At 75.2% G+C, this 18,311-nt stretch carries 17 protein-coding genes and 1 pseudogene; 8 read left to right on the top strand and 10 right to left on the bottom strand.

Translation table 11 applies throughout. From position 1 onward, the window contains the following. Positions 1 to 41: 41 nt before the first annotated feature. From AB0947_RS05580 to AB0947_RS05570, 3 genes and pseudogenes are all read left to right on the top strand, one after another. Positions 42 to 329: pseudogene (locus tag AB0947_RS05580) on the top strand (PepSY domain-containing protein); the annotation flags it as partial. A 48-nt stretch (positions 330 to 377) separates the two neighbouring features. Next, the gene (locus tag AB0947_RS05575; RefSeq protein WP_366748955.1) at positions 378 to 776 is read left to right on the top strand and encodes a BlaI/MecI/CopY family transcriptional regulator; all 399 of its coding nucleotides are present in this window, start codon (positions 378 to 380) and stop codon (positions 774 to 776) included. Positions 777 to 782: 6 nt separating this feature from the next. Further along, complete coding sequence (locus tag AB0947_RS05570; protein WP_366748954.1) at positions 783 to 1,730, top strand: M56 family metallopeptidase; 948 nt, start codon at positions 783 to 785, stop codon at positions 1,728 to 1,730. A 551-nt stretch (positions 1,731 to 2,281) separates the two neighbouring features. Here the strand turns inward: AB0947_RS05570 and AB0947_RS05565 are convergent. After that, positions 2,282 to 3,109 carry a cytochrome c oxidase assembly protein gene (locus AB0947_RS05565; RefSeq protein ID WP_366748953.1) on the bottom strand — a complete coding sequence of 276 codons (828 nt, stop codon included), beginning with the start codon at positions 3,107 to 3,109 and terminating at the stop codon, positions 2,282 to 2,284. Next, the gene (locus tag AB0947_RS05560) at positions 3,109 to 3,657 is read right to left on the bottom strand and encodes a DUF2243 domain-containing protein (RefSeq protein WP_366748952.1); all 549 of its coding nucleotides are present in this window, start codon (positions 3,655 to 3,657) and stop codon (positions 3,109 to 3,111) included. Before AB0947_RS05560 ends, AB0947_RS05565 begins: the two co-directional genes overlap by 1 nt. Before the next feature lie 279 nt (positions 3,658 to 3,936). On the opposite strand from AB0947_RS05560, the gene AB0947_RS05555 reads away from it, so the two are divergent. Continuing rightward, complete coding sequence (locus tag AB0947_RS05555; protein WP_366748951.1) at positions 3,937 to 4,794, top strand: MBL fold metallo-hydrolase; 858 nt, start codon at positions 3,937 to 3,939, stop codon at positions 4,792 to 4,794. 46 nt (positions 4,795 to 4,840) lie between these two features. Here AB0947_RS05555 and AB0947_RS05550 read toward each other — a convergent pair whose 3' ends face one another. After that, on the bottom strand, positions 4,841 to 6,499 hold the full coding sequence (locus tag AB0947_RS05550) for a catalase (protein WP_366748950.1): 1,659 nt from the start codon (positions 6,497 to 6,499) through the stop codon (positions 4,841 to 4,843). Between the two features lie 276 nt (positions 6,500 to 6,775). On the opposite strand from AB0947_RS05550, the gene AB0947_RS05545 reads away from it, so the two are divergent. Beyond that, positions 6,776 to 7,474, top strand: a complete 699-nt coding sequence (locus tag AB0947_RS05545) for a chaplin (protein WP_366748949.1) — start codon at positions 6,776 to 6,778, stop codon at positions 7,472 to 7,474. Between the two features lie 248 nt (positions 7,475 to 7,722). Here the strand turns inward: AB0947_RS05545 and AB0947_RS05540 are convergent, their stop codons facing one another. After that, positions 7,723 to 9,072, bottom strand: coding sequence for a hypothetical protein (locus AB0947_RS05540; RefSeq protein ID WP_366748948.1), 1,350 nt, complete (start codon positions 9,070 to 9,072; stop codon positions 7,723 to 7,725). A gap of 112 nt (positions 9,073 to 9,184) precedes the next feature. On the opposite strand from AB0947_RS05540, the gene AB0947_RS05535 reads away from it, so the two are divergent. Next, a complete protein-coding gene (locus AB0947_RS05535; RefSeq protein WP_366748947.1) occupies positions 9,185 to 10,450 on the top strand; it encodes a molybdopterin-dependent oxidoreductase in 1,266 nt (421 codons plus the stop codon). A 313-nt stretch (positions 10,451 to 10,763) separates the two neighbouring features. Here the strand turns inward: AB0947_RS05535 and AB0947_RS05530 are convergent, their stop codons facing one another. The 3 genes from AB0947_RS05530 to AB0947_RS05520 are packed head-to-tail and all read right to left on the bottom strand — an operon-like array spanning position 10,764 to position 12,924. Continuing rightward, positions 10,764 to 11,594: a class I SAM-dependent methyltransferase gene (locus AB0947_RS05530; RefSeq protein WP_366748946.1), complete on the bottom strand. Its 831-nt coding sequence runs from the start codon at positions 11,592 to 11,594 to the stop codon at positions 10,764 to 10,766. Then, positions 11,591 to 12,223 (bottom strand): DUF2064 domain-containing protein, encoded by a 633-nt coding sequence (locus tag AB0947_RS05525; RefSeq protein ID WP_366748945.1) that lies wholly within the window; start codon positions 12,221 to 12,223, stop codon positions 11,591 to 11,593. Before AB0947_RS05525 ends, AB0947_RS05530 begins: the two co-directional genes overlap by 4 nt. After that, positions 12,220 to 12,924, bottom strand: coding sequence for a glycosyltransferase family 2 protein (locus AB0947_RS05520; RefSeq protein ID WP_366748944.1), 705 nt, complete (start codon positions 12,922 to 12,924; stop codon positions 12,220 to 12,222). The genes AB0947_RS05525 and AB0947_RS05520 overlap by 4 nt, the downstream gene beginning before the upstream one ends. Positions 12,925 to 13,084: 160 nt before the next feature. On the opposite strand from AB0947_RS05520, the gene AB0947_RS05515 reads away from it, so the two are divergent. Together AB0947_RS05515 and AB0947_RS05510 are read left to right on the top strand one after the other, a co-directional pair. Continuing rightward, complete coding sequence (locus AB0947_RS05515) at positions 13,085 to 13,831, top strand: response regulator transcription factor (RefSeq protein WP_366749179.1); 747 nt, start codon at positions 13,085 to 13,087, stop codon at positions 13,829 to 13,831. 1 nt (position 13,832) lies between these two features. Further along, complete coding sequence (locus AB0947_RS05510; protein ID WP_366748943.1) at positions 13,833 to 14,942, top strand: HAMP domain-containing sensor histidine kinase; 1,110 nt, start codon at positions 13,833 to 13,835, stop codon at positions 14,940 to 14,942. 21 nt (positions 14,943 to 14,963) lie between these two features. On the opposite strand, the gene AB0947_RS05505 is transcribed toward AB0947_RS05510, so the two are convergent. From AB0947_RS05505 to AB0947_RS05495, 3 genes are all read right to left on the bottom strand, one after another. Further along, on the bottom strand, positions 14,964 to 15,953 hold the full coding sequence (locus AB0947_RS05505) for an NAD-dependent epimerase/dehydratase family protein (protein ID WP_366748942.1): 990 nt from the start codon (positions 15,951 to 15,953) through the stop codon (positions 14,964 to 14,966). 98 nt (positions 15,954 to 16,051) lie between these two features. Beyond that, complete coding sequence (locus tag AB0947_RS05500; protein WP_366748941.1) at positions 16,052 to 17,449, bottom strand: GH1 family beta-glucosidase; 1,398 nt, start codon at positions 17,447 to 17,449, stop codon at positions 16,052 to 16,054. Between the two features lie 32 nt (positions 17,450 to 17,481). Next, positions 17,482 to 18,309: a carbohydrate ABC transporter permease gene (locus AB0947_RS05495; protein ID WP_366748940.1), complete on the bottom strand. Its 828-nt coding sequence runs from the start codon at positions 18,307 to 18,309 to the stop codon at positions 17,482 to 17,484. Positions 18,310 to 18,311 lie beyond the last annotated feature (2 nt).

Genomic DNA, 18,311 nt, shown 5'->3' with positions numbered 1-18,311 from the left:
CCGGCCTGCTGTACGTCACCGACACACCGCGGTGCGCCGGCCTCGCGCTGCTCGCGCCCACCCTGACCCTGCTCATCGTCCGGGGCCACCGCGTGTGGCGGCAGCGCGGCCGGGGCACCGCCTTCGGCCGGACGGTCCCGCGCGGCGCCCGGGCGGTCGTGCCGCCGTACCTCCTCGTGCCGGCCCTCGCGGCCGTCGCCGTGCTCGGCTGGTTCGTGCCGCCGCTCGGCGTGCCGCCGGCCTGTCTCCTCGCCGTCGACGTCCTCCTCGGCGAGATCGCGCACCGGTGCGGGCGCCGCGCCTGCGGGAGTGTCAGTGGCGTGAAGTAGCGTGGAACGGCAGGTGAGCGAAGCCGGATGACGGGGGAGGAGCCACGGATGACGAGGGAAGACGGCCGGGTCCGGCGGCGCGGTCAGGGAGAGCTGGAGGGACAGGTCCTCGGCGCGCTGCGCGAGGCGGACGGACCGGTCACCGCGGCCTGGGTGCAGCAGCGCCTCGGCGGCGACCTCGCCTACACCACCGTCGTCACCATCCTGACCCGGTTGCTCGCCAAGGACGTCGTCTCCCGCGAACGGCACGGGCGGTCCTTCCTGTGGACGCCCACGGCCGACGTGGCCCGGCTGGCCGCGCTGCGCATGCGCCGCCTGCTGGACGGCGAACGGGACCGCGAGGCGGTCCTGGCCAGCTTCGTCACCGCCCTGCCGCCCGGGGACGAACAGGTGCTGCGGGCCCTGCTCGACATCCCCGGCCCGGACGCCGGCGGCACGGAGGGCTGACCGCTCATGGGGGTCTTCGTCTTCCTGCCGCTGGTGCTGCCGCTGTCCGCGTGGCCGGTCGCCCGCCTCGCCGAGACCCGGCTGCACCCGCGCACCGCCACCCGGCTGCTGACCGCGGTCGCCGTCGTCATGGCCGGGTGCAGCACGCTCTGCCTGGCGCTGCTCATGGTGGTCGGCACCGCCCAACTGCCCGGCAACCCGCTGCCGGACGGCTGGTCCGACCCGGAGGTGCGGGCGGCCGTCCCGCACGACGAGGTGGCCGGCCGGGCCGCCATCCCCGCGCTCGCCGTCGTCGCCGCCGCCTGCGCCCGCACCCTGTGGCGGCACCGCCGCGTCACCCGCCGCGCCCACCGCGCGCTCACCGGGGTGCCGGGGTCCACGGTCGCGGTCCTCCCCGACGGCACGCCGTACGCGTACGCCCTCTCCGGGGGCCGCGGCCCCAGCGGGGGCCGGGGACGGATCGTCGTCAGCACAGCGCTGCTGGCCGGGCTGGCGCCCGCCGAGCGGCGCGCCCTGTTCGCCCACGAGCGCGCCCATCTGAGCGCCCGTCACCACCGCCACCTGCTCGCCGCGCACCTCGCGGCCCGCGCCAACCCGTTCCTGAGACCGCTGCGCACCGCCGTCGACTACACCGCCGAGCGGTGGGCGGACGAGGAGGCGGCCCGCGCGGTCGGCGACCGGCGCACGGTCGCCCGCGCCATCGGCAAGGCGGCCCTGCTGTCCCCGCGCACACCGGTGCCGACCGTGCCCGCGCTCGCGGCGACCGGACCCGTGCCGCGCCGGGTGGCCGCGCTGCTGGCCCCCGCCCCCACGGTCCGTACCTGGCCGTCGGCGTTCACCTCGGTGGGCCTGGCCGCCTGGGGCGCCGCCGCCGGGGCGCTGGTCTCGGCGATGTCGTCGGCGAACTCCGCCGTCACCTTGTTCCTGATCCTGCACGCCGCGACACCGCTGTGACGAGGCAGGGGCCCGGCGGCTGCGTCCGGACCGCGTGGGCCGGTGCCGGTCGGATCCGGGGAGCCCCGGAGGGACGGCCGGGGCGCCGCCGCCGGGGTGACGGCGGCTCCGCCGCTGCCGTGGGCCGGCCGGCTGCGTGTCCGCCCGCTCGGTGAGCGGGGCGAGCACTTGGCCGGCCACCACCCGGTCCTCCTCGGAGAGGCCCGCGTACAGCCGGGCGGAGACCGTCGCGGCCCCGGTGGCGCTGGTGAACACGCGGGAGGCGTACCGGCCGACATGGCCGGGAGGCGTCTACAGCGCGGCTGCGTCCGGACCGCGTGGGCCGGTGCCGGTCGGATCCGGGGAGCCCCGGAGGGGACGGCCGGGGCGCCGCCGCCGGGATGACGCCGGCTCCGCCGCTGCCGTGGGCCGGCCGGCTCCGCGTCCGCCCGCTCGGTGAGCGGGGCGAGCACTTGGCCGGCCACCGCCCGGTCCTTCTCGGAGAGGCCCGCGTACAGGCCGGGCGGAGACCGTCGCGGCCCCGGTGGCGCTGGTGAACACGCGGGAGGCGTCTACCGCGCAGGGTGTGCCGCGTGTCTCGTGACCGGTGCGCGTGCCGGGCGCCAGGTGGCGACCAGGGCCGCCGCCAGCAGCAGCTCGGCGATGTCACCGCCGTAGTACATGATCTCGGCAGCACCCTGGACCTGGGGGACCGGAGCGTCGACGGTCACCCAGAAGCCGCCGTACATCAGTTGCGCGACGCTAGCGTGCACCGCGATGGCGCAGCCCAGGCAGACCAGCCGGGCGCGCACACCGGGGCGGCCCGGGGCGGGGTCGGGTCCGGCGACGGCGTGCGCGAACAGACAGCCCGCCAGCAGGAAGTGCGCGTGCAGCAGCCAGTGTCCGGCCGGACGGGCCGTGAGGGCGTCGTAGAGCGGGGTGAAGTACAGCGGCACGAGGCTGCCGGCGGACAGCAGCAGACCGGTCACGGGGTGGGCGAGCAGACGGGCCGGGGCGCTGTGCAGGAACGCGGTGAGACGGCGGGCACGGGGTGCCGGCAGGGCGCGCAGCACCAGGGTCATCGGGGCGCCGAGCACCAGGGCGAGCGGCGCGTACATGCCGATGAGCATGTGCTGGACCATGTGGCCGCGGAAGTCACGGTGGGCGAGGGCGGCGACGGGCGGCAGCAGCGCGGCCGCCAGCAGGAGCAGGCCCGCGCAGAAACCGGCCGTGCGCCAGGGGCTCCAGCCCCGGACGGGGTTCCGGCGGCGGACCCGGCGCGCCAGCAGCAGATAGCCGCCCGCGCACACCAGCAGCGCCAGGACGGGGAGCAGGACCTCCCACGCGCCGCCGCCCTCCGCGTGGTGCATGTGCGGCCGCATGTGCGTGCCGTCGGGCATCAGACGGCGTGTCCCGGCCGTGCGGCGCGGGGCGCGGCCGGATCGAAGGGCCGGGCGCCGCGCCGCAGGAGCAGGCCGCCCGCCAGCAGCAGCGCGCCGAGCACGAGGAAGCCGATGTCCCACCACACCTGGTAGGGGCCGCCGTGGACGTGGTGGATGCCGAGGACGTGATGGTCGAGGACGCCCTCCACGAGGTTGAACAGGCCCCAGCCGGACAGCACCCAGCCCCAGAGCACCCGCGAGGCCCACACCTGGCGCCGGCCGGTGGTCACCCGGGCGTACAGGACGGCGAGGCCGCCGAGGACGGCGAGCCAGCAGACGGTGTGGAAGACCCCGTCCCAGACGGTGTTCATCTCCAGCCCGGAGACGGTGTGGGGGTCGTAGTACTTCACCCCGATGTGGTCGTGGTCGGTGCTGGTCAGCATGTGGTGCCACTGGAGGAGCTGGTGCAGCAGGATGCCGTCGACGAATCCGCCGAGCCCCACCCCCAGCAGCAGGCCGGGCAGCCGGAGGCTGGGCGGCGTGTTCTCGGCTCCGGTCTCGCGCACGGTCGCTCCTCGTCTCGGTCGGTCCCCCGGTCGGTCCCCCGCTCGGGCGCGTACGGCGGCGGCTGCCCTACGAGAGCTACCAGCTCCCCGGCTCCACCGCTGCGGCACGCTCGGCCATCTGTGCGGACGCGGGCGGCACGGGGCCGGAACCGGCCTGCCGGACCACGTCCTCTCATGCCGTCCGCCCGCCAGGGGTACCCGCCCGCCACGGGAGGAACCCGGCACGCCCGCGACGGTGCGGGCGCCTGTGACGGCTCGGACGGAAGGGCGGCGGAACCCATGCCCGCTACCACCGACACACCCACCGACGACACGGTCGACCTGCACTTCCTCGGCAACGCGACCGTCCTGCTGCGCTACGGGCCGCTGACCCTGCTCACCGACCCGAACTTCCTGCACCTCGGCCAGTACGCCTACCTCGGCAACGGCCTGCTGAGCCGGCGCCTGACCGAGCCCGCCCTGCAACCGGAGGACCTGCCCCGCCTCGACGGGATCGTGCTGTCCCACCTGCACGGGGACCACTGGGACCGCCGGGCCCGGCGCCACCTGGACCCCTCGGTCCCGGTGCTGAGCACCCCGCACGCCGCGCGCCGCCTGAAGGTGCTGCACGGGCGCGAGCGGGTGGCCGGACTGCGCACCTGGCGGGGGCTCACCCTCCGGCAGGGCCCGGTCCAGGCCACGGTCACGGCGCTGCCCGGACGGCACGCCGGACATCCGGTGCTGCGGCGGCTGCTGCCCCCGGTGATGGGCAGCATGATCGAGCTGGGTCCCGCGGGCGGCCCGCCGCGGCTCCGGCTGTACGTCTCCGGCGACACCCTGCCCTACGACGGCCTCGACGAGATCACCCGCCGCTTCCCGGCCGCCGACCTGGCCGTCCTGCACCTGGGCGGCACCACGCTGCCCGGCGGTTTCCTGGTCACCATGGACGGCCGGCAGGGTGCGGAACTGGCCCGGCGCCTCGGCCCCCGCGCCGTCCTGCCCGTGCACTACGAGGAGTACACGGTGATGCGCTCGCCCCTGTCCGCCTTCCTGGCCGAGGCCGGCCGGCTCGGTCTCGGCGACCGGATCGTGCACTGCCCGCGCGGGCGCCACGCCCGGCTCGCGACCGAGCCGGGAGCGGCGCCCGTCGTCGGCTGACCGGCGCTCCGGAGTGTCAGGGGCGCGGGCTCAGCGGGTCACCCAGTCACCTCGTCACCTCGTGGCGCGCGTCCGGGACGCAGTGCGTCATGGTGAGACCCTCGACGTCCCGCGGCGGGTTCTTGCCGAGGTTCGCCAGCCGCTCCTTGTCCTCCTCGGTGAGGTCCTGGCTGGCCAGCGGCTCCAGGTCGGCGACGTCCTCCGGACGGATGCCGAGGACCTCGCCGACGCGCAGCCCCAGGTCGTTCTCCACCAGCAGGAAGTGCCAGACCATCCGCTCCTGAATGGAACGGTCGCACCGGGAGAGCTGACCGGCCAGGTTCCGCACCAGGTCGTCGCGCTCCCACTGCTCCATCAGCAGGTACCGCTGGCCCGCCTGGAGGTAGTCGTTGGTACGGGGGATGCGCTTGCGGGTGAGCCGGCCGTGGATCTCCGGGCCCTGCTCGTCGTGCGCCGGGTACTCCGCCTCGCGCAGGCCGCCCCGGATCGACGGCTCGTAGTTGACGCTTCGATTCTCCCCGCCGCCGTCGACGTGGTACGTCATCAGCCCGTCGCGCTGGTTGGTGCGCACGTGTGCGTTCTTCGCCTGGTTGACCGGCAGTTGGAGGTAGTTCGGGCCGACCCGGTAGCGCTGGGTGTCGCTGTAGGAGAAGGTCCGGCCGACCAGCATCTTGTCGTCGGAGAAGTCCAGGCCGTCGACGAGCACACCGGTGCCGAAGGAGATCTGCTCGTTCTCCGCGAAGAAGTTCTCCGGCATCCGGTCCAGCACCATCCGGCCCACCGGCTTGGGCGGGAAGTCCTGCTCCGGCCAGGTCTTGGTGTCGTCCAGCGGGTCGAAGTCGAGTTCCGGGTGCTCGTGGTCCTCCATGACCTGCACGAGCAGCTCCCACTCGGGGTACTCGCCCCGCTCGACGGCCTCGTACAGGTCCCTGGTGGCGTGGCCGAGGGAGCCGGCCTGGACGTTGGCCGCGTCCTCCTCGGTCATCGACCGCACGCCCTGCCTGGGCATCCAGTGGTACTTGACGAGCACGGTGTGGCCCTCGGCGTTCACCCACTTGTAGGTGTTGACGCCGAAGCCCTGCATGTGGCGGTAGCCGGCGGGGATGCCGCGCGGGCTGAACAGGTTGACCAGCATGTGCATGGCCTCCGGCGTCTGCGACATGAAGTCGAAGATCCGGTTCGGCTTCTGCTCGAAGTCCACCGGGTCCGGCTTCAGGGCGTGGATGACGTCCGGGAACTTGATGGCGTCCCGGATGAAGAAGACGCCGAGGTTGTTGCCGACCAGGTCCCAGTTGCCGTCCTCGGTGTAGAACTTCACGGCGAAGCCGCGCGGGTCGCGCGCCGCCTCCGAGGAGTCACGGCCGCCGATGACGGTGGAGAAGCGGACGGCGACGTCGGTGCGCTTGCCGCGCTCCTGGAACAGCTTCGCGCGCGTGTAGCGGGCGATCGGCTCGTCGCCCCAGGCGCCGTACGCCTCGAAGAAGCCGTACGCCGTCACGCCGCGCGCGTGCACCACCCGTTCGGGGATGCGTTCGCGGTCGAAGTGGCTGATCTTCTCGAGGAACTGGTAGTTCTCCAGCGTCGCGGGCCCACGGGCGCCGACGGTGCGCTGGTTCTGGTTGTCGTGGACGGGGTGGCCCTGCCGGTTGGTCAGGATCCTCCGGTCGTCCCCGGAGGCGGGACCGGTGCCTGCTGCGTCTGTCATGTCGAGGGCTCCTGGAAACGGGAGAGGCGGTACGACAAGCGTCGCCACGAACACCGGCCGAGTACCCGAAGGCGCGCGGCCATGCCCGTGCCGAACCCCCGTACGGCTCTCGGGCGCGAAAGGGGCGCGGACACGCCGACCGGACCGCCGTATAGGGCAAAAGGCTGAAAAACCATAACTTGCATGTTTACAGCGGCGTTTCCTCCGGTGCGGGTGAGTGCCCGCAACCGTGTCTGGAAGGGCTGGGAACCGATGAAACGGGCTACCCGAAACAGTGTGATCGCCATCGCCGCCGCGTCCGGCGCGATGGCAGTGGCGGGACCGGTGTACGCCGACTCCGCCGCGGACGGTTCCGCGGGCGGCTCGCCCGGGCTGATCTCGGGCAACGGCATCCAGTTGCCGGTGCACCTCCCGGTGAACGTCTGCGGGAACACCGTGAACGTGGCGGGGCTGCTCAACCCTGCCATGGGCAACACGTGCGCCAACGAGGGCGGCGGCCACGCCGGGGGGAAGGAGCAGCCCGCGGCGCCGAGCGGGGCGACGGCCCACGCCCGCACCCAGGACTCGCCGGGCCTGGTCTCGGGCAACGGCATCCAGTTGCCGGTCGACCTGCCCGTCAACGTCAGCGGCAACAGCGTGAACGTGGTCGGTGTCGGCAACCCCGTCTTCGGCAACACCTCCGTGAACGCCCCGGGCCACCCCGAGGAGCCCGGCCGGACCACCCCGCCCAAGCCGCCCACGCGGGTCACCCCGCCGCCGGTGCGTTCCGAGCCCCCGCGGCCCCAGGAACCGCCCGCCACCCACCCGGCGCCCCGGCCGACCCCGCCCGTCGTACGGCACCAGCCGCCCGGCACCCTGGCGCACACCGGAACGGAGACCACGTGGGCGGCGGCCGCCGCGAGCGTGGTCTCACTGATGGGCGGCACGGTGCTGTACCGCCGCTTCCGCACGACGAGGCCCGGCCCGGGGGCCTGAGCGCGGACGCCGCGGGGCACCCTGGCCGGGCGCCCGGCCGGGCCCGCCCGACGCGGAAGGGCCCGCTGCCGCCAACGGCCGTCCCCGGCCACGCCCGGACCGGTGACGGCCGGGCGGGGCCGGGGCTGTCCGTGCCGTGCGCCGCGCGGTCGGACGGCCGGCGGGTGGTGCTGTCCGGCCCGTGCGCTCGGGCGCTCCGGGGACCGTGGCCCCGCCGCCCGCGACGGCCGACGCCCCCGCGGGCCGGTTCACCAGCCGGTGAGCAGGAGGTGGTTCAGCAGGAGTGCGAGCGCCGCCTGGGCGGTGAGCCAGCCGCGTGGGCGGGTGAGGAGCGCGCACGCCGGGAGCAGCCACATCGCGAAGGGCAGCCAGATGCGTTCCGTCTCCGCCTTGCTCATGCCGGACAGGTCGGCGGCCAGCAGGGCGACCAGGGCCCCCGCGACCAGGAGGGCGAGCCGGGACTCGGCGGAGGCGGCCGTGCGGCTGCGGGCGAGGGACACGCCCGTCCGCCGTATCCCCGCCGCCGTGGCCAGACCGGTGATCAGCACCGTGCAGGCCAGGTCGGCCCACACCCAGTAGCCGTAGGGGCGGATGCCGCCGACGCCCTGGTAGTAGCGCGTCACCAGCAGCCGGTACCCCTCCCACCAGTCGAACCCGGCCAGCGTGAACACCGCCGGGACGACCGCCGCCCCGGCCAGGAAGAGGACGATCAGGAGCGGTCGCGGCCGGCGCCGTCCCGCCACCAGCACCGCCGCCCCGATCAGCGCGAAGAGCGTCAGGCCGTACGAGAGGTAGCAGGTCAGGCCGTACAGCAGCCCGCTGCCCGCCGCCCAGGCCACGGACCGCCCGGTGACCGCCAGGGCCAGCAGGGCCACCGACCAGGCGGCGACCGCGGCGAAGTAGCCGTCGGCCGAGACCCCCACCCACACGGCGGCCGGGGCCAGGGCGAGGAACGGAGCCGCCCGCCGGGCCAGGCGCTCGTCGGCCAGCGCCCGCACCGCCACCAGTACCGCCACGCAGGCGGTCGCGCCGACGGTGACGCACCAGGCACCGGCCCAGCCGCCGCCGCGCAGCCCGGCCCGGTCCAGCAGGACGAAGGTGACGGTGGCCGCCGGGGGGTGCCCGGCGACGTGCGCGGGCCAGGGGCCGGGGGAGCCGCTGACGATGTGGTGGGTGAAGTCGCGCAGCGCGACCGGGAGGTCGTGGAAGCGGCCGAGCACCGTCAGGTACTCGTTGCGGGTGGTGAGCCGCCCGGCCACGCCCCGCCGCCAGCCGTCGACCAGCGCCAGCGACCACGTCCAGGCCAGCGCCGCGGCCCAGGCCGCGAGGAGCAGCCCCCGCCACGGCAGCCGTGCGGCGACGGCGGGCCCGTACACCACCACGGCGGCCGCCACCAGGACGGCGGCCGGGGTGCCCGGGCCCACGTGCGGGTCCCACTCGGCGAGCAGCGGCGGCCAGTGCACGAACAGGGTGCGCCGGGTGTCCTGGATGTGCCGGCCGACCAGCACGGCGACGAGGACGAGCAGGGCGGCGGCCGACGCGGCGCGGAGATCGGCGCGCAGGCCGGCGTACCGGTCACGCGGGGGAGGCTGGGTCACACCGGAACGCTAGGGCGGCGACCGGGCGAACGAGCGGACCGGCGGGCCGACGTCAGCGTTTCGTCATGGGTCGCACCCCTGGTCCGGGGTGTCTCCGGCCTACCGTCGGAACATGCGAGACGACGACCCGCGGCTCCCCTCCTCGCCCGGATTCTGGCGCAGCCCGCTGCGCGGTCCGTGGTTCACCTCGGTGCTCGGCGTCGTGCTGCTGGTGGGCATCACGGTGCTGTTCGTGACGGGTCTGGTGTCCTACGCCGCCTACAACCCGGACCTCGCACGGGTGAACGACCAGACGCCGGACAAGGGGATCCTGGGCTTCTACCTCTTCGCCTGGCCGACGGACCCGTACTGGCTGTACCGGCTCACCCAGGGTCTGCACGTGACCCTCGGGATCACCCTGATCCCGGTGCTGCTGGCCAAGCTCTGGTCGGTCGTGCCGAGGCTGTTCGCCCTGCCCCCGGCCCGCTCGCTCGCGCACGCCCTGGAGCGGATCTCCCTCCTCCTCCTCGTCGGCGGCGGGCTGTTCGAGTTCACCACCGGCGTCCTGAACGTCCAGCTCGACTACGTCTTCCCCGGCTCCTTCTACCCGCTGCACTTCTACGGCGCCTGGGTGTTCTTCGCCGCGTTCGCGGCGCACGCGGCGCTGAAGCTGCCGACCGCCGTACAGAGCCTGCGCCGACGGCGCGAGGGGCGGGGGGAGCCGGTGTCCCGCGCGCCGGAGCCGGGGGAGCTGGTGTCCCCCCGCCCGCTGCCGCCGACGGTGTCCCGGCGCGGGGCGCTGTGGTTCGTCGGGGGTGCCTCGCTGCTGCTCCTCGTCACCACCGCCGGCCAGAGCATCGGGGGCGTGCTGCGGCGCACCGCCCTCCTCGCCCCGCACGGCGGAGCCGATCCCGGCGGCGGGCCGAACGGCTTCCAGATCAACAAGACGGCCGCGTACGCCGGGATCGACGCGGCGGAGACCGGCGAGGAGGCATGGCGGCTCGTCGTCACGGGGCGCACCGGAACGGTCCGCCTCAGCCGCGCCCAGCTGCTGCGCATGCCGCTGCACAGCTCGGCGCTGCCCATCGCCTGCGTCGAGGGCTGGTCGACGGACGACCAGTGGTGGCGTGGCGTGCGGCTGCGCGACCTCGCGGCGCTCGTCGGGTACGACGGCGACCCGCCGGACCTGTTCGTGGAGTCGCTCCAGCGGCGCGGGGCCTTCCGCCGGGCCGCCCTGCGCGCCAACCAGGTGGCCGACCCGCGCTCCCTGCTCGCCCTGTACGTCAACGGCGAGGAGCTGTCCTCCGACCACGGCCGTCCGGCGCGGATCATCGTGCCCGCGGCGCCCGGGGTGCTGAACACCAAGTGGGTGGCCCGGCTGACCTTCGGAGAGCTGTGATGCGCCCGCGCCCCACCCTCGGCAGCCCCTTGCAGATCCTGCTGCTGGCCTGCTCGTTCGCGCTGGCCGGCTATGCCGGCGTACGGCTGTTCGCGGGCGACTGGCAGGCCGTCGCCGTGTGGCTGGTCGGCGCGGCCCTGCTGCACGATCTCGTGCTGCTGCCGCTGTACGCGGTCGCGGACCGGGCGGTCGTCCGCGCCCTCGGCGCCACCGGGCGGCGGGAGGGGACCATGTACGTCCGGGTCCCGGCCGCGCTGTCCGGACTGCTGCTGCTCGTGTGGTTCCCGCTGATCACCGGCATGGTGGACCGGCCCTACCGGTCCGCCACCGGTCTGTCGGCCGACGGGTTCCTCGCCCGCTGGCTGCTGATCAGCGCGGTGCTGTTCGCCGGTTCGGCGCTGCTGCTCGCGCTGCGGGGACCGTGGCTGCGCAGGGCGGCGAAACGGCGCCGGCCGGTCGTCCACTGACCGACGGTCCGCCAGCCCGCCCGGCCCGCGTACCGCAGCAGGGCCGGCGTACCGAGCCGCGCCCACGGAAAGGCACCGTCGCCGCCGGCCTCCGAGCCGGGGCCGCCGGCCCCCACGCCGCGGCCGTCCGTCTCCGGGCCGTCGCCGCCCGTCTCCGCGTCGGTGCCGTTGACGACCCGTACCTCGGACCGTTCGTCGACGTCCACCGCGGCCGTCTCGGCGATCAGCAGGCCGCCCGGCCGCAGCAGCCGGGCCACCCGGTCCAGCAGGGCGTGCGGGTCGCCCCCGATGCCGACGTTGCCGTCCATGAGGAGCACGGTGCCCCAGCGCCCCTCACCGGGCAGCGGCTCGAACACCGAGCGCCGCAGCGCCTGGCCGCCGAGCCGCACGGTGTGGCCGACGGCGGCCTCGCTGACGTCGATGCCGAGGACGGTACGGCCCCGGGCGGCGAGCTCCGCCACCAGCCGCCCCGGTCCGCAGCCGACGTCGAGCACGGCGCCCTCGCACCGGTCCAGCACCGCCCGGTCGACCGGGTCCGCCCGCGCGCACCAGCGCTCGACCTCCAGCGGCAGCAGCCAGCCGTCGGTCCGGCGCAGGAACAGCGGGCCGCGCCCGGTGCGCAGGGCGGCGGCGTAGGGACCGGCCCCGCCCCAGGGGACGGCCGGCGGGGTGCTCATCGCCCGGTCCCCGTCCCGGTGGTGTGCGCGGTGCACCGGGCCAGCCGGGCGGCGAACCGGCCGTGCGGCGCCCGGGCGGCGACCGCCACCGCGTCGGCGGCCGTGTCCACGTCCCGCAGCCGGGGCAGTGCGCGCACCCGCAGCCCCGCGGCCACCAGCCGCCGCCGCTGGACGGCACCCGTCCACGGCGTCGACATGGGCACGCCCCGCAGCAGGGCCGGGTCCGGCTCGGCCAGGCCCAGCGCCCAGAAGCCGCCGTCCTCCGCGGGACCGAAGCACGCGTCGTACCCCGCGAAGTCCACGGTGAGCAGCTCCGGGGTCACCTGCGGGGTGTCCATGCCGATGAGCAGGGCGGGACCGGCGCACCGCGCGAACGCGTCGGCCAGCCGCAGGTCCAGCCCGCCCGCGCACTGCGGTACGACGTCGAAGCCGGGCGGCAGCCAGGGGCCGGGGTTCCCGTCCAGCACCAGGACGCGCCGGGTCGCGGGGGCCGCCGCGACGGCCCGCAGGGTGTCGGCGAGCGCGGCCTCGGCGAGCGCCGCCGCCTCCGCCGGGCTGAACGGCGGGGTGAGCCGCGTCTTGACGCGCCCCGGCAGGGGTTCCTTGGCGATCACGAGCAGCGTGGTCACGGTGCGGTCCTCCCGCCGGCCGGCGGCTCGGCCAGGACACGGCTCATGTCCCGCACCGCCTGCCAGGTGCCGCGCCAGGTGCCCGTGACCTTGGAGGCGCCGGCGCGCGGCAGGTACGGCACGTCGTGCTCGGCGATCCGCCAGCCCGCGTCGGCCGCGCGCACCACCATCTGGAGCGGATAGCCGCTGCGCCGGTCGCTCAGGCCGAGCGCGAGCAGCGGCTCCCGGCGGGCGGCGCGCAGCGGGCCGAGGTCGTGCAGCCGCAGCCCGGTGCGGCGGCGCAGCAGCCGCGCGAGCGCGAAGTTGCCGGCCCGGGCGTGCGCGGGCCAGGCGCGCGGGGTCCGCGCCCGCCGCCGGCCCAGGACCAGGTCGGCCCGGCCGTCGAGGACGTCCCGGACGAAGGGGACGAGGTGCCCGGGGTCGAGGGAGGCGTCGCAGTCGCAGAAGCAGACGACGTCGGCGGTGGCGGCGGTCAGCCCGGCGTGGCAGGCGGCGCCGAAACCGCGCCGCGACTCGTGCACGACGGTCGCGCCGAGGGCGCGGGCGATGTCCGCCGAGCCGTCGGTGGAGCCGTTGTCGACCACGAGGGCGCGCCAGCCCGCCGGAATCCTGGCGAGCACCCAGGGCAGGGCCTCCGCCTCGTCCAGGCAGGGCAGCACCACGTCCACACTCGCCGCCGATGAGGGGGATGAGGGGGTCACGCCGTTCACCCTACGAATGCGAACCGGGCATATCGGGCCGACGCTGCTTACGAAACGCGGACGTCCGGGCCGGGACCGGGCCAGGGGCGCGACGCCCGCCGCGGCCCGGTGCCAGGCTGGAGGCATGCAGCAGCCGCACCTGACCGCCGGGCGCCCGGCCATGGACGGGACCGCACCCGGCCCCGCCGCACCGGACCCCGTGTCCGTCCCCGGTACCGCCCGGATCCTGGTCGTGGACGACGACGCGACCGTCGCCGAGATCGTCGCCGGATACCTCGGCCGCGCCGGCTACGTGGTCGACCGCGCCGCCGACGGCCCGGCCGCCCTCACCCGTGCCGCCGCGCACTGGCCGGACCTGGTGGTGCTGGACCTGATGCTGCCCGGCATGGACGGACTGGAGGTCTGCCGGCGGCTGCGCGCACGGGCCCCCGTCCCCGTCGTCATGCTCACCGCCCGCGGTGACGAGGACGACCGCGTCACGGGCCTGGAGGTCGGCGCCGACGACTACGTGACCAAGCCGTTCAGCCCCCGCGAACTGGTCCTCAGGGTCCGGTCGGTGCTCCGCCGCGCGCTGCCCGGCACGGGCACCGGTCCGCTGGCCGCGGCCGGTGTCACCGTCGACCCGGCCGCCCGCCGCGCCACCCGGAACGGCAGCGAACTCGCGCTCACCCTGCGGGAGTTCGACCTCCTCGCCTTCTTCCTGCGGCACCCCGGCAGGGCCTACAGCCGGGAGGACCTGATGCGCGAGGTGTGGGGCTGGGACTTCGGCGACCTGTCCACGGTGACCGTCCACATCCGCCGGCTGCGCGGCAAGGTCGAGGACGACCCCGCCCGGCCGCGCCTGATCCAGACCGTGTGGGGCGTCGGCTACCGCTTCGAGCCGGGCGGCGCGGAAGGAGAGGGCTGACGTGCGCGACACCGTCCTCATCGCCCTGCTCGCCTTCGGCGGGGCCGCCGTCACGGGCCTGGCCGGGGCCGCCGCGCTGCGCATGCTGCGGCGCCGCTCGCTCACCGTTTCCCTCGCCGTGATCGCGGCGGTCGGCGTGGGCGGCGTGCTGGCCGGCACCCTCGCCGTCGCCCGGGCGATGTTCCTGTCCCCCCACGACCTGAGCGTGGTCACGACGGTCGTCGCCATGGCGGCCGTGGTCTCCCTGGCCACCGCGCTGGTACTGGGCCGCTGGGTCGTCGCCCGCAGCCATGAACTCGCCATGGCGGCACGCTCGTTCGGCGAGGCCGGCGACTTCGCCGCCCCCGAGGGCCCGGCCACCGCCGAACTGGCCGCACTGAGCCGCGAACTGGCGGCCACCAGCGCGAGACTCGCCGAGTCCCGGGAACGGGAACGCCTGCTGGAGACCTCGCGCCGGGAACTCGTCGCCTGGATCTCCCACGACCTGCGCACCCCGCTCGCCGGTCTGCGCGCCATGTCGGAGGCCCTGGAGGACGGCGTCGCCGACGACCCCGGCCGCTATCTGAAGCAGATCCGCACCGAGGTCGAACGCCTCAACGACATGGTCGGCGACCTCTTCGAACTCTCCCGCATCCACGCCGGCACGCTCCCGCTGAGCCCGGCCCGGATCTCGCTGCACGACCTCGTCGGCGACGCCCTCGCGGGAGCCGACCCGCTCGCCCGCGCCCACGGCGTACGGCTGGTCGGCGACCGGGTGGAGCCGGTCCCGGTCGAGGTCGACGCCAAGGAGATGAGCCGCGTCCTGGGCAACCTGCTGGTCAACGCCATCCGCCGGACGCCCGCCGACGGCACCGTCGCCGTCGCCGCCGGGCGCTCGCCCGACGGTGTGGTGCTCTCCGTGACGGACGGCTGCGGCGGCATCCCGGAGGAGGATCTGCCCCGCGTGTTCGACACCGGCTGGCGCGGCACCCACGCCCGCACCCCGCCGGCCGGCGCGGGTCTGGGCCTCGCCATCGTGTGCGGCATCGTGGAGGCCCACCGGGGCCGGGCCACCGTACGGAACATCCCCGGCGGCTGCCGCTTCGAGGTCACGCTCCCGGCGGCCCCCTGAAGAGGGCCCCCTTCGGGGCCGTCACCGCGAAGCAGCGAACTCGCGCATGCCCTCCTCGAAGCCGACCTGCGGCTTCCAGCCCAGTTCGGCCCGCAGCCGGGAGGAGTCGGCGGTGATGTGCCGTACGTCGCCCAGCCGGTACTCGCCGGTGACGACCGGCGCGGGACCGCCGTGGGCGCCGGCCAGCGCGCGGGCCATCTCCCCGACGGTGTGCGGCTCGCCGCTGCCGGTGTTGTACGCGGTCAGCGCACCCGGCGCGGACCCCGCCTCCAGCGCCACCACGTTGGCCGCGGCCACGTCCCGCACATGCACGAAGTCCCGGCGCTGCCGCCCGTCCTCGAAGACGCGGGGCGCCTCACCCCGGGCGAGCGCGGACCGGAAGAAGGAGGCGACGCCGGCGTACGGGGTGTCGCGGGGCATCCGGGGTCCGTACACGTTGTGGTAGCGCAGCGACACGGCCCAGCCGCCGGTCGACCGGGCCCAGGCGGCGGCCAGGTGCTCCTGCGCCAGCTTGGTCGTGGCGTACACGTTGCGCGGGTCGGCCGGCGCGTCCTCACCGACCAGCCCGGGCGTCAGCTCCGCGCCGCACACCGGGCAGCGCGGCTCGAACCGGCCCGCGTCCAGATCGGCGACGGCCCGCGGGCCCGGCCGTACGACCCCGTCGCGCGGGCACACGTACCGTCCCTCGCCGTACACGACCATCGACCCGGCCAGCACCAGGCGCCGTACCCCGGCCCCGGCCATGGCGGCGAGGAGTACGGCGGTGCCCAGGTCGTTGCGGGAGACGTACTCCGCCGCGTCCGCGAACCCCGTTCCGAGCCCGACCATCGCGGCCTGGTGACAGACGGCGTCCACCCCGGCCACGGCCCGCGCGACCGCCACCGGATCACGCACGTCGGCGGCCGGGTCCGTGCGCACGTCGAACACGGCCGCCTCGTGCCCGCGCGCCGCGAGCGCCGCGCACACATGTGACCCGATGAATCCGGCGCCGCCGGTGACCAGTACCCGCATGCCCTAACGCTAGGCCCGCGCCCGCACCGGGCCGGGAGGCCGCGCCCGCACGTCACGACTCCGTAAGACGGGCGCGGCGCGTCCGCCGGGAACCCGGGTCAGCCCCGCTGCGCGGCGATCATCGCCTTGTACCAGTGGTAGCTGTCCTTCGGCGTGCGTCGCTGGGTGTCGTAGTCGACCCGGACGATCCCGAAGCGCTTGTCGTAGCCGAGGGCCCACTCGAAGTTGTCCAGCAGCGACCAGACGTAGTAACCCCGGACGTCGACGCCGGCGTCCATCGCGGCGCGCAGCGCGGTGAGGTGGTCGCGCAGGTAGGCCACCCGGTCGGTGTCGTGCACCGCGCCGTCCGCGGAGAGCGTGTCGTCCTCCGCCGAGCCGTTCTCCGTGATGTGGACCGGCGGCAGCGCGTCCCCGTACCGCTCCTTGAGCTGGACCAGCAGGTCGGTGAAGGAGCCGGGGTCCACCGGCCAGCCCATCGCCGTGTGCCGCACGTCCGGCAGCCCGGCCTCCGTGTAGCGGTTGTCCGTGGCCACCCGCCGGGCCGGGTCGGCCTCGCGGTGCGGGGCGTCGGCGACCACGATGGGCCGGTAGTAGTTGACGCCGAGGAAGTCCAGCGGGCGCGAGATCAGTTCCAGGTCGCCGTCCCGCCGGAAGTCCGCCCCAGTGATCAGCTCGCCCCAGGTCTCCTCCTCGGTGGCCGGGTAGCGGCCCGCGAGGATCGGCTCGGTCCACACCAGGTTGTGCTGGGTGTCGGCGCGGACCACGGCCGCGCGGTCGGCGGGGGAGTCGCCGGCCGGCAGGTTGCGGTCGAGGTTGAGGGTGATGCCGACCTCGCGCACCCCGGCCGCCCGCAGCGCCCCGACCGCCAGGCCGTGGCCGACCAGCAGGTGGTGGGCGGCGGCCAGCGCGCCCCGGCCCTCCTGGGCGCCGGGCGCGTGCCGGCCCACGGAGTAGCCGAGGAACGCGCTGCACCACGGCTCGTTGAGGGTGATCCAGCGCGGCACCCGGTCGCCCAGGTGTCCGGCCACGACGGCCGTGTACTCGGCGAACCGCTCCGCCGTCTCCCGCACCCGCCAGCCGCCCCGGTCCTCGAGGGCCTGCGGCAGGTCCCAGTGGTAGAGGGTGGCGGCCGGTTCGATGCCGGCGGCGAGCAGCTCGTCGACGAGGCGGGAGTAGAAGTCCAGCCCCTTCGGGTTCACCGGGCCGGTGCCGTCGGGCACGATCCGCGGCCAGGCGATGGAGAAGCGGTACGAGTCCACGCCCAGGTCGCGCAGCAGCGCCACGTCCTCCCGGTAGCGGTGGTAGTGGTCACAGGCCACGTCTCCGGTGTCGCCGTTGGCCGTCCGGCCCGGCGTGTGGCTGTAGGTGTCCCAGATCGACGGCCCGCGGCCGTCCTCCCGGGCCGCGCCCTCGATCTGGTACGAGGCGGTCGCGGCGCCGAAGACGAAGCCGGGCGGGAACCCGGGGAAGCCGGTGGCGTCGGGGAAGTCAGTCATGGAGGCCGTTTCCAGGGGTGCGCAGGGGCGGGTCACTTGACGGAGCCGCCGGTGATGCCGGCGGCGATGTACTTCTGGGCGAGCACGAGCAGGATCGCCGCCGGCACCGCGGACAGCACGGAGGCGGCCATCACCGAGCCCCAGTCGCCGACGTGGGCGCCGATGTACTGGTAGATGCCCAGCGTGACCGGCTTGACGTCGTCGGTCGTGTTCAGCGTGAGCGCGAACATGAAGTCGCTCCACGAGAAGAGGAAGGCGAACAGCCCCGACGTGATCAGCGAGTTGCGGCTCATCGGCAGGACGACCCGCAGGAACGTCCGCACCGGCCCGGCACCGTCCATCTGCGCGGCCTCGATCACCTCGCCCGGGATCGACACCATGAAGGACCGCATCAGCACGATCGAGAACGGGATGCCGAGCGAGGCGTCCGCCAGCATCAGGCCGAAGTAGGAGTTGACCAGGCCGAGGTCGACGTACGAGTTGTAGAGCGCGTTGGCGATGACGATGCCCGGCACCATCTGGGTGATCAGCGTGCCGAAGACGATCGTCCGGGAGCCGCGCAGGCCGAACCGGGCCAGCCCGTAGGCCGCCGGGGCGGAGACCGCGAGGCAGATGGCGACCGCCCCGAGCGAGACGGCCAGCGAGGTCAGCAGGTGACCGCCCTGGTCGTCCAGGGCCTTGGAGAAGCCGGACAGGTCCAGGCTGCCGGGCACCGGGTCGACCTGGAGCAGACCCGAGGCGGGCTGCAGGGCGGTGTTGAGCATCCAGTACAGCGGGAACAGCATCACGCACAGGATGAGCACACCGGCGATGGTGGAACCCCAGCGGCGCCCGGATGTCGTGGGCGTGCGAGCGGCCATGG

Origin of the sequence: Streptomyces sp. NPDC047841, from assembly GCF_040704085.1 — a bacterium.
In the GTDB taxonomy this organism is placed as follows: Bacteria; Actinomycetota; Actinomycetes; order Streptomycetales; family Streptomycetaceae; genus Streptomyces; species Streptomyces argyrophylli.
Note: the sequence above shows the minus strand (reverse complement) of the source record. Positions and strands in the feature narration are given on the sequence as shown.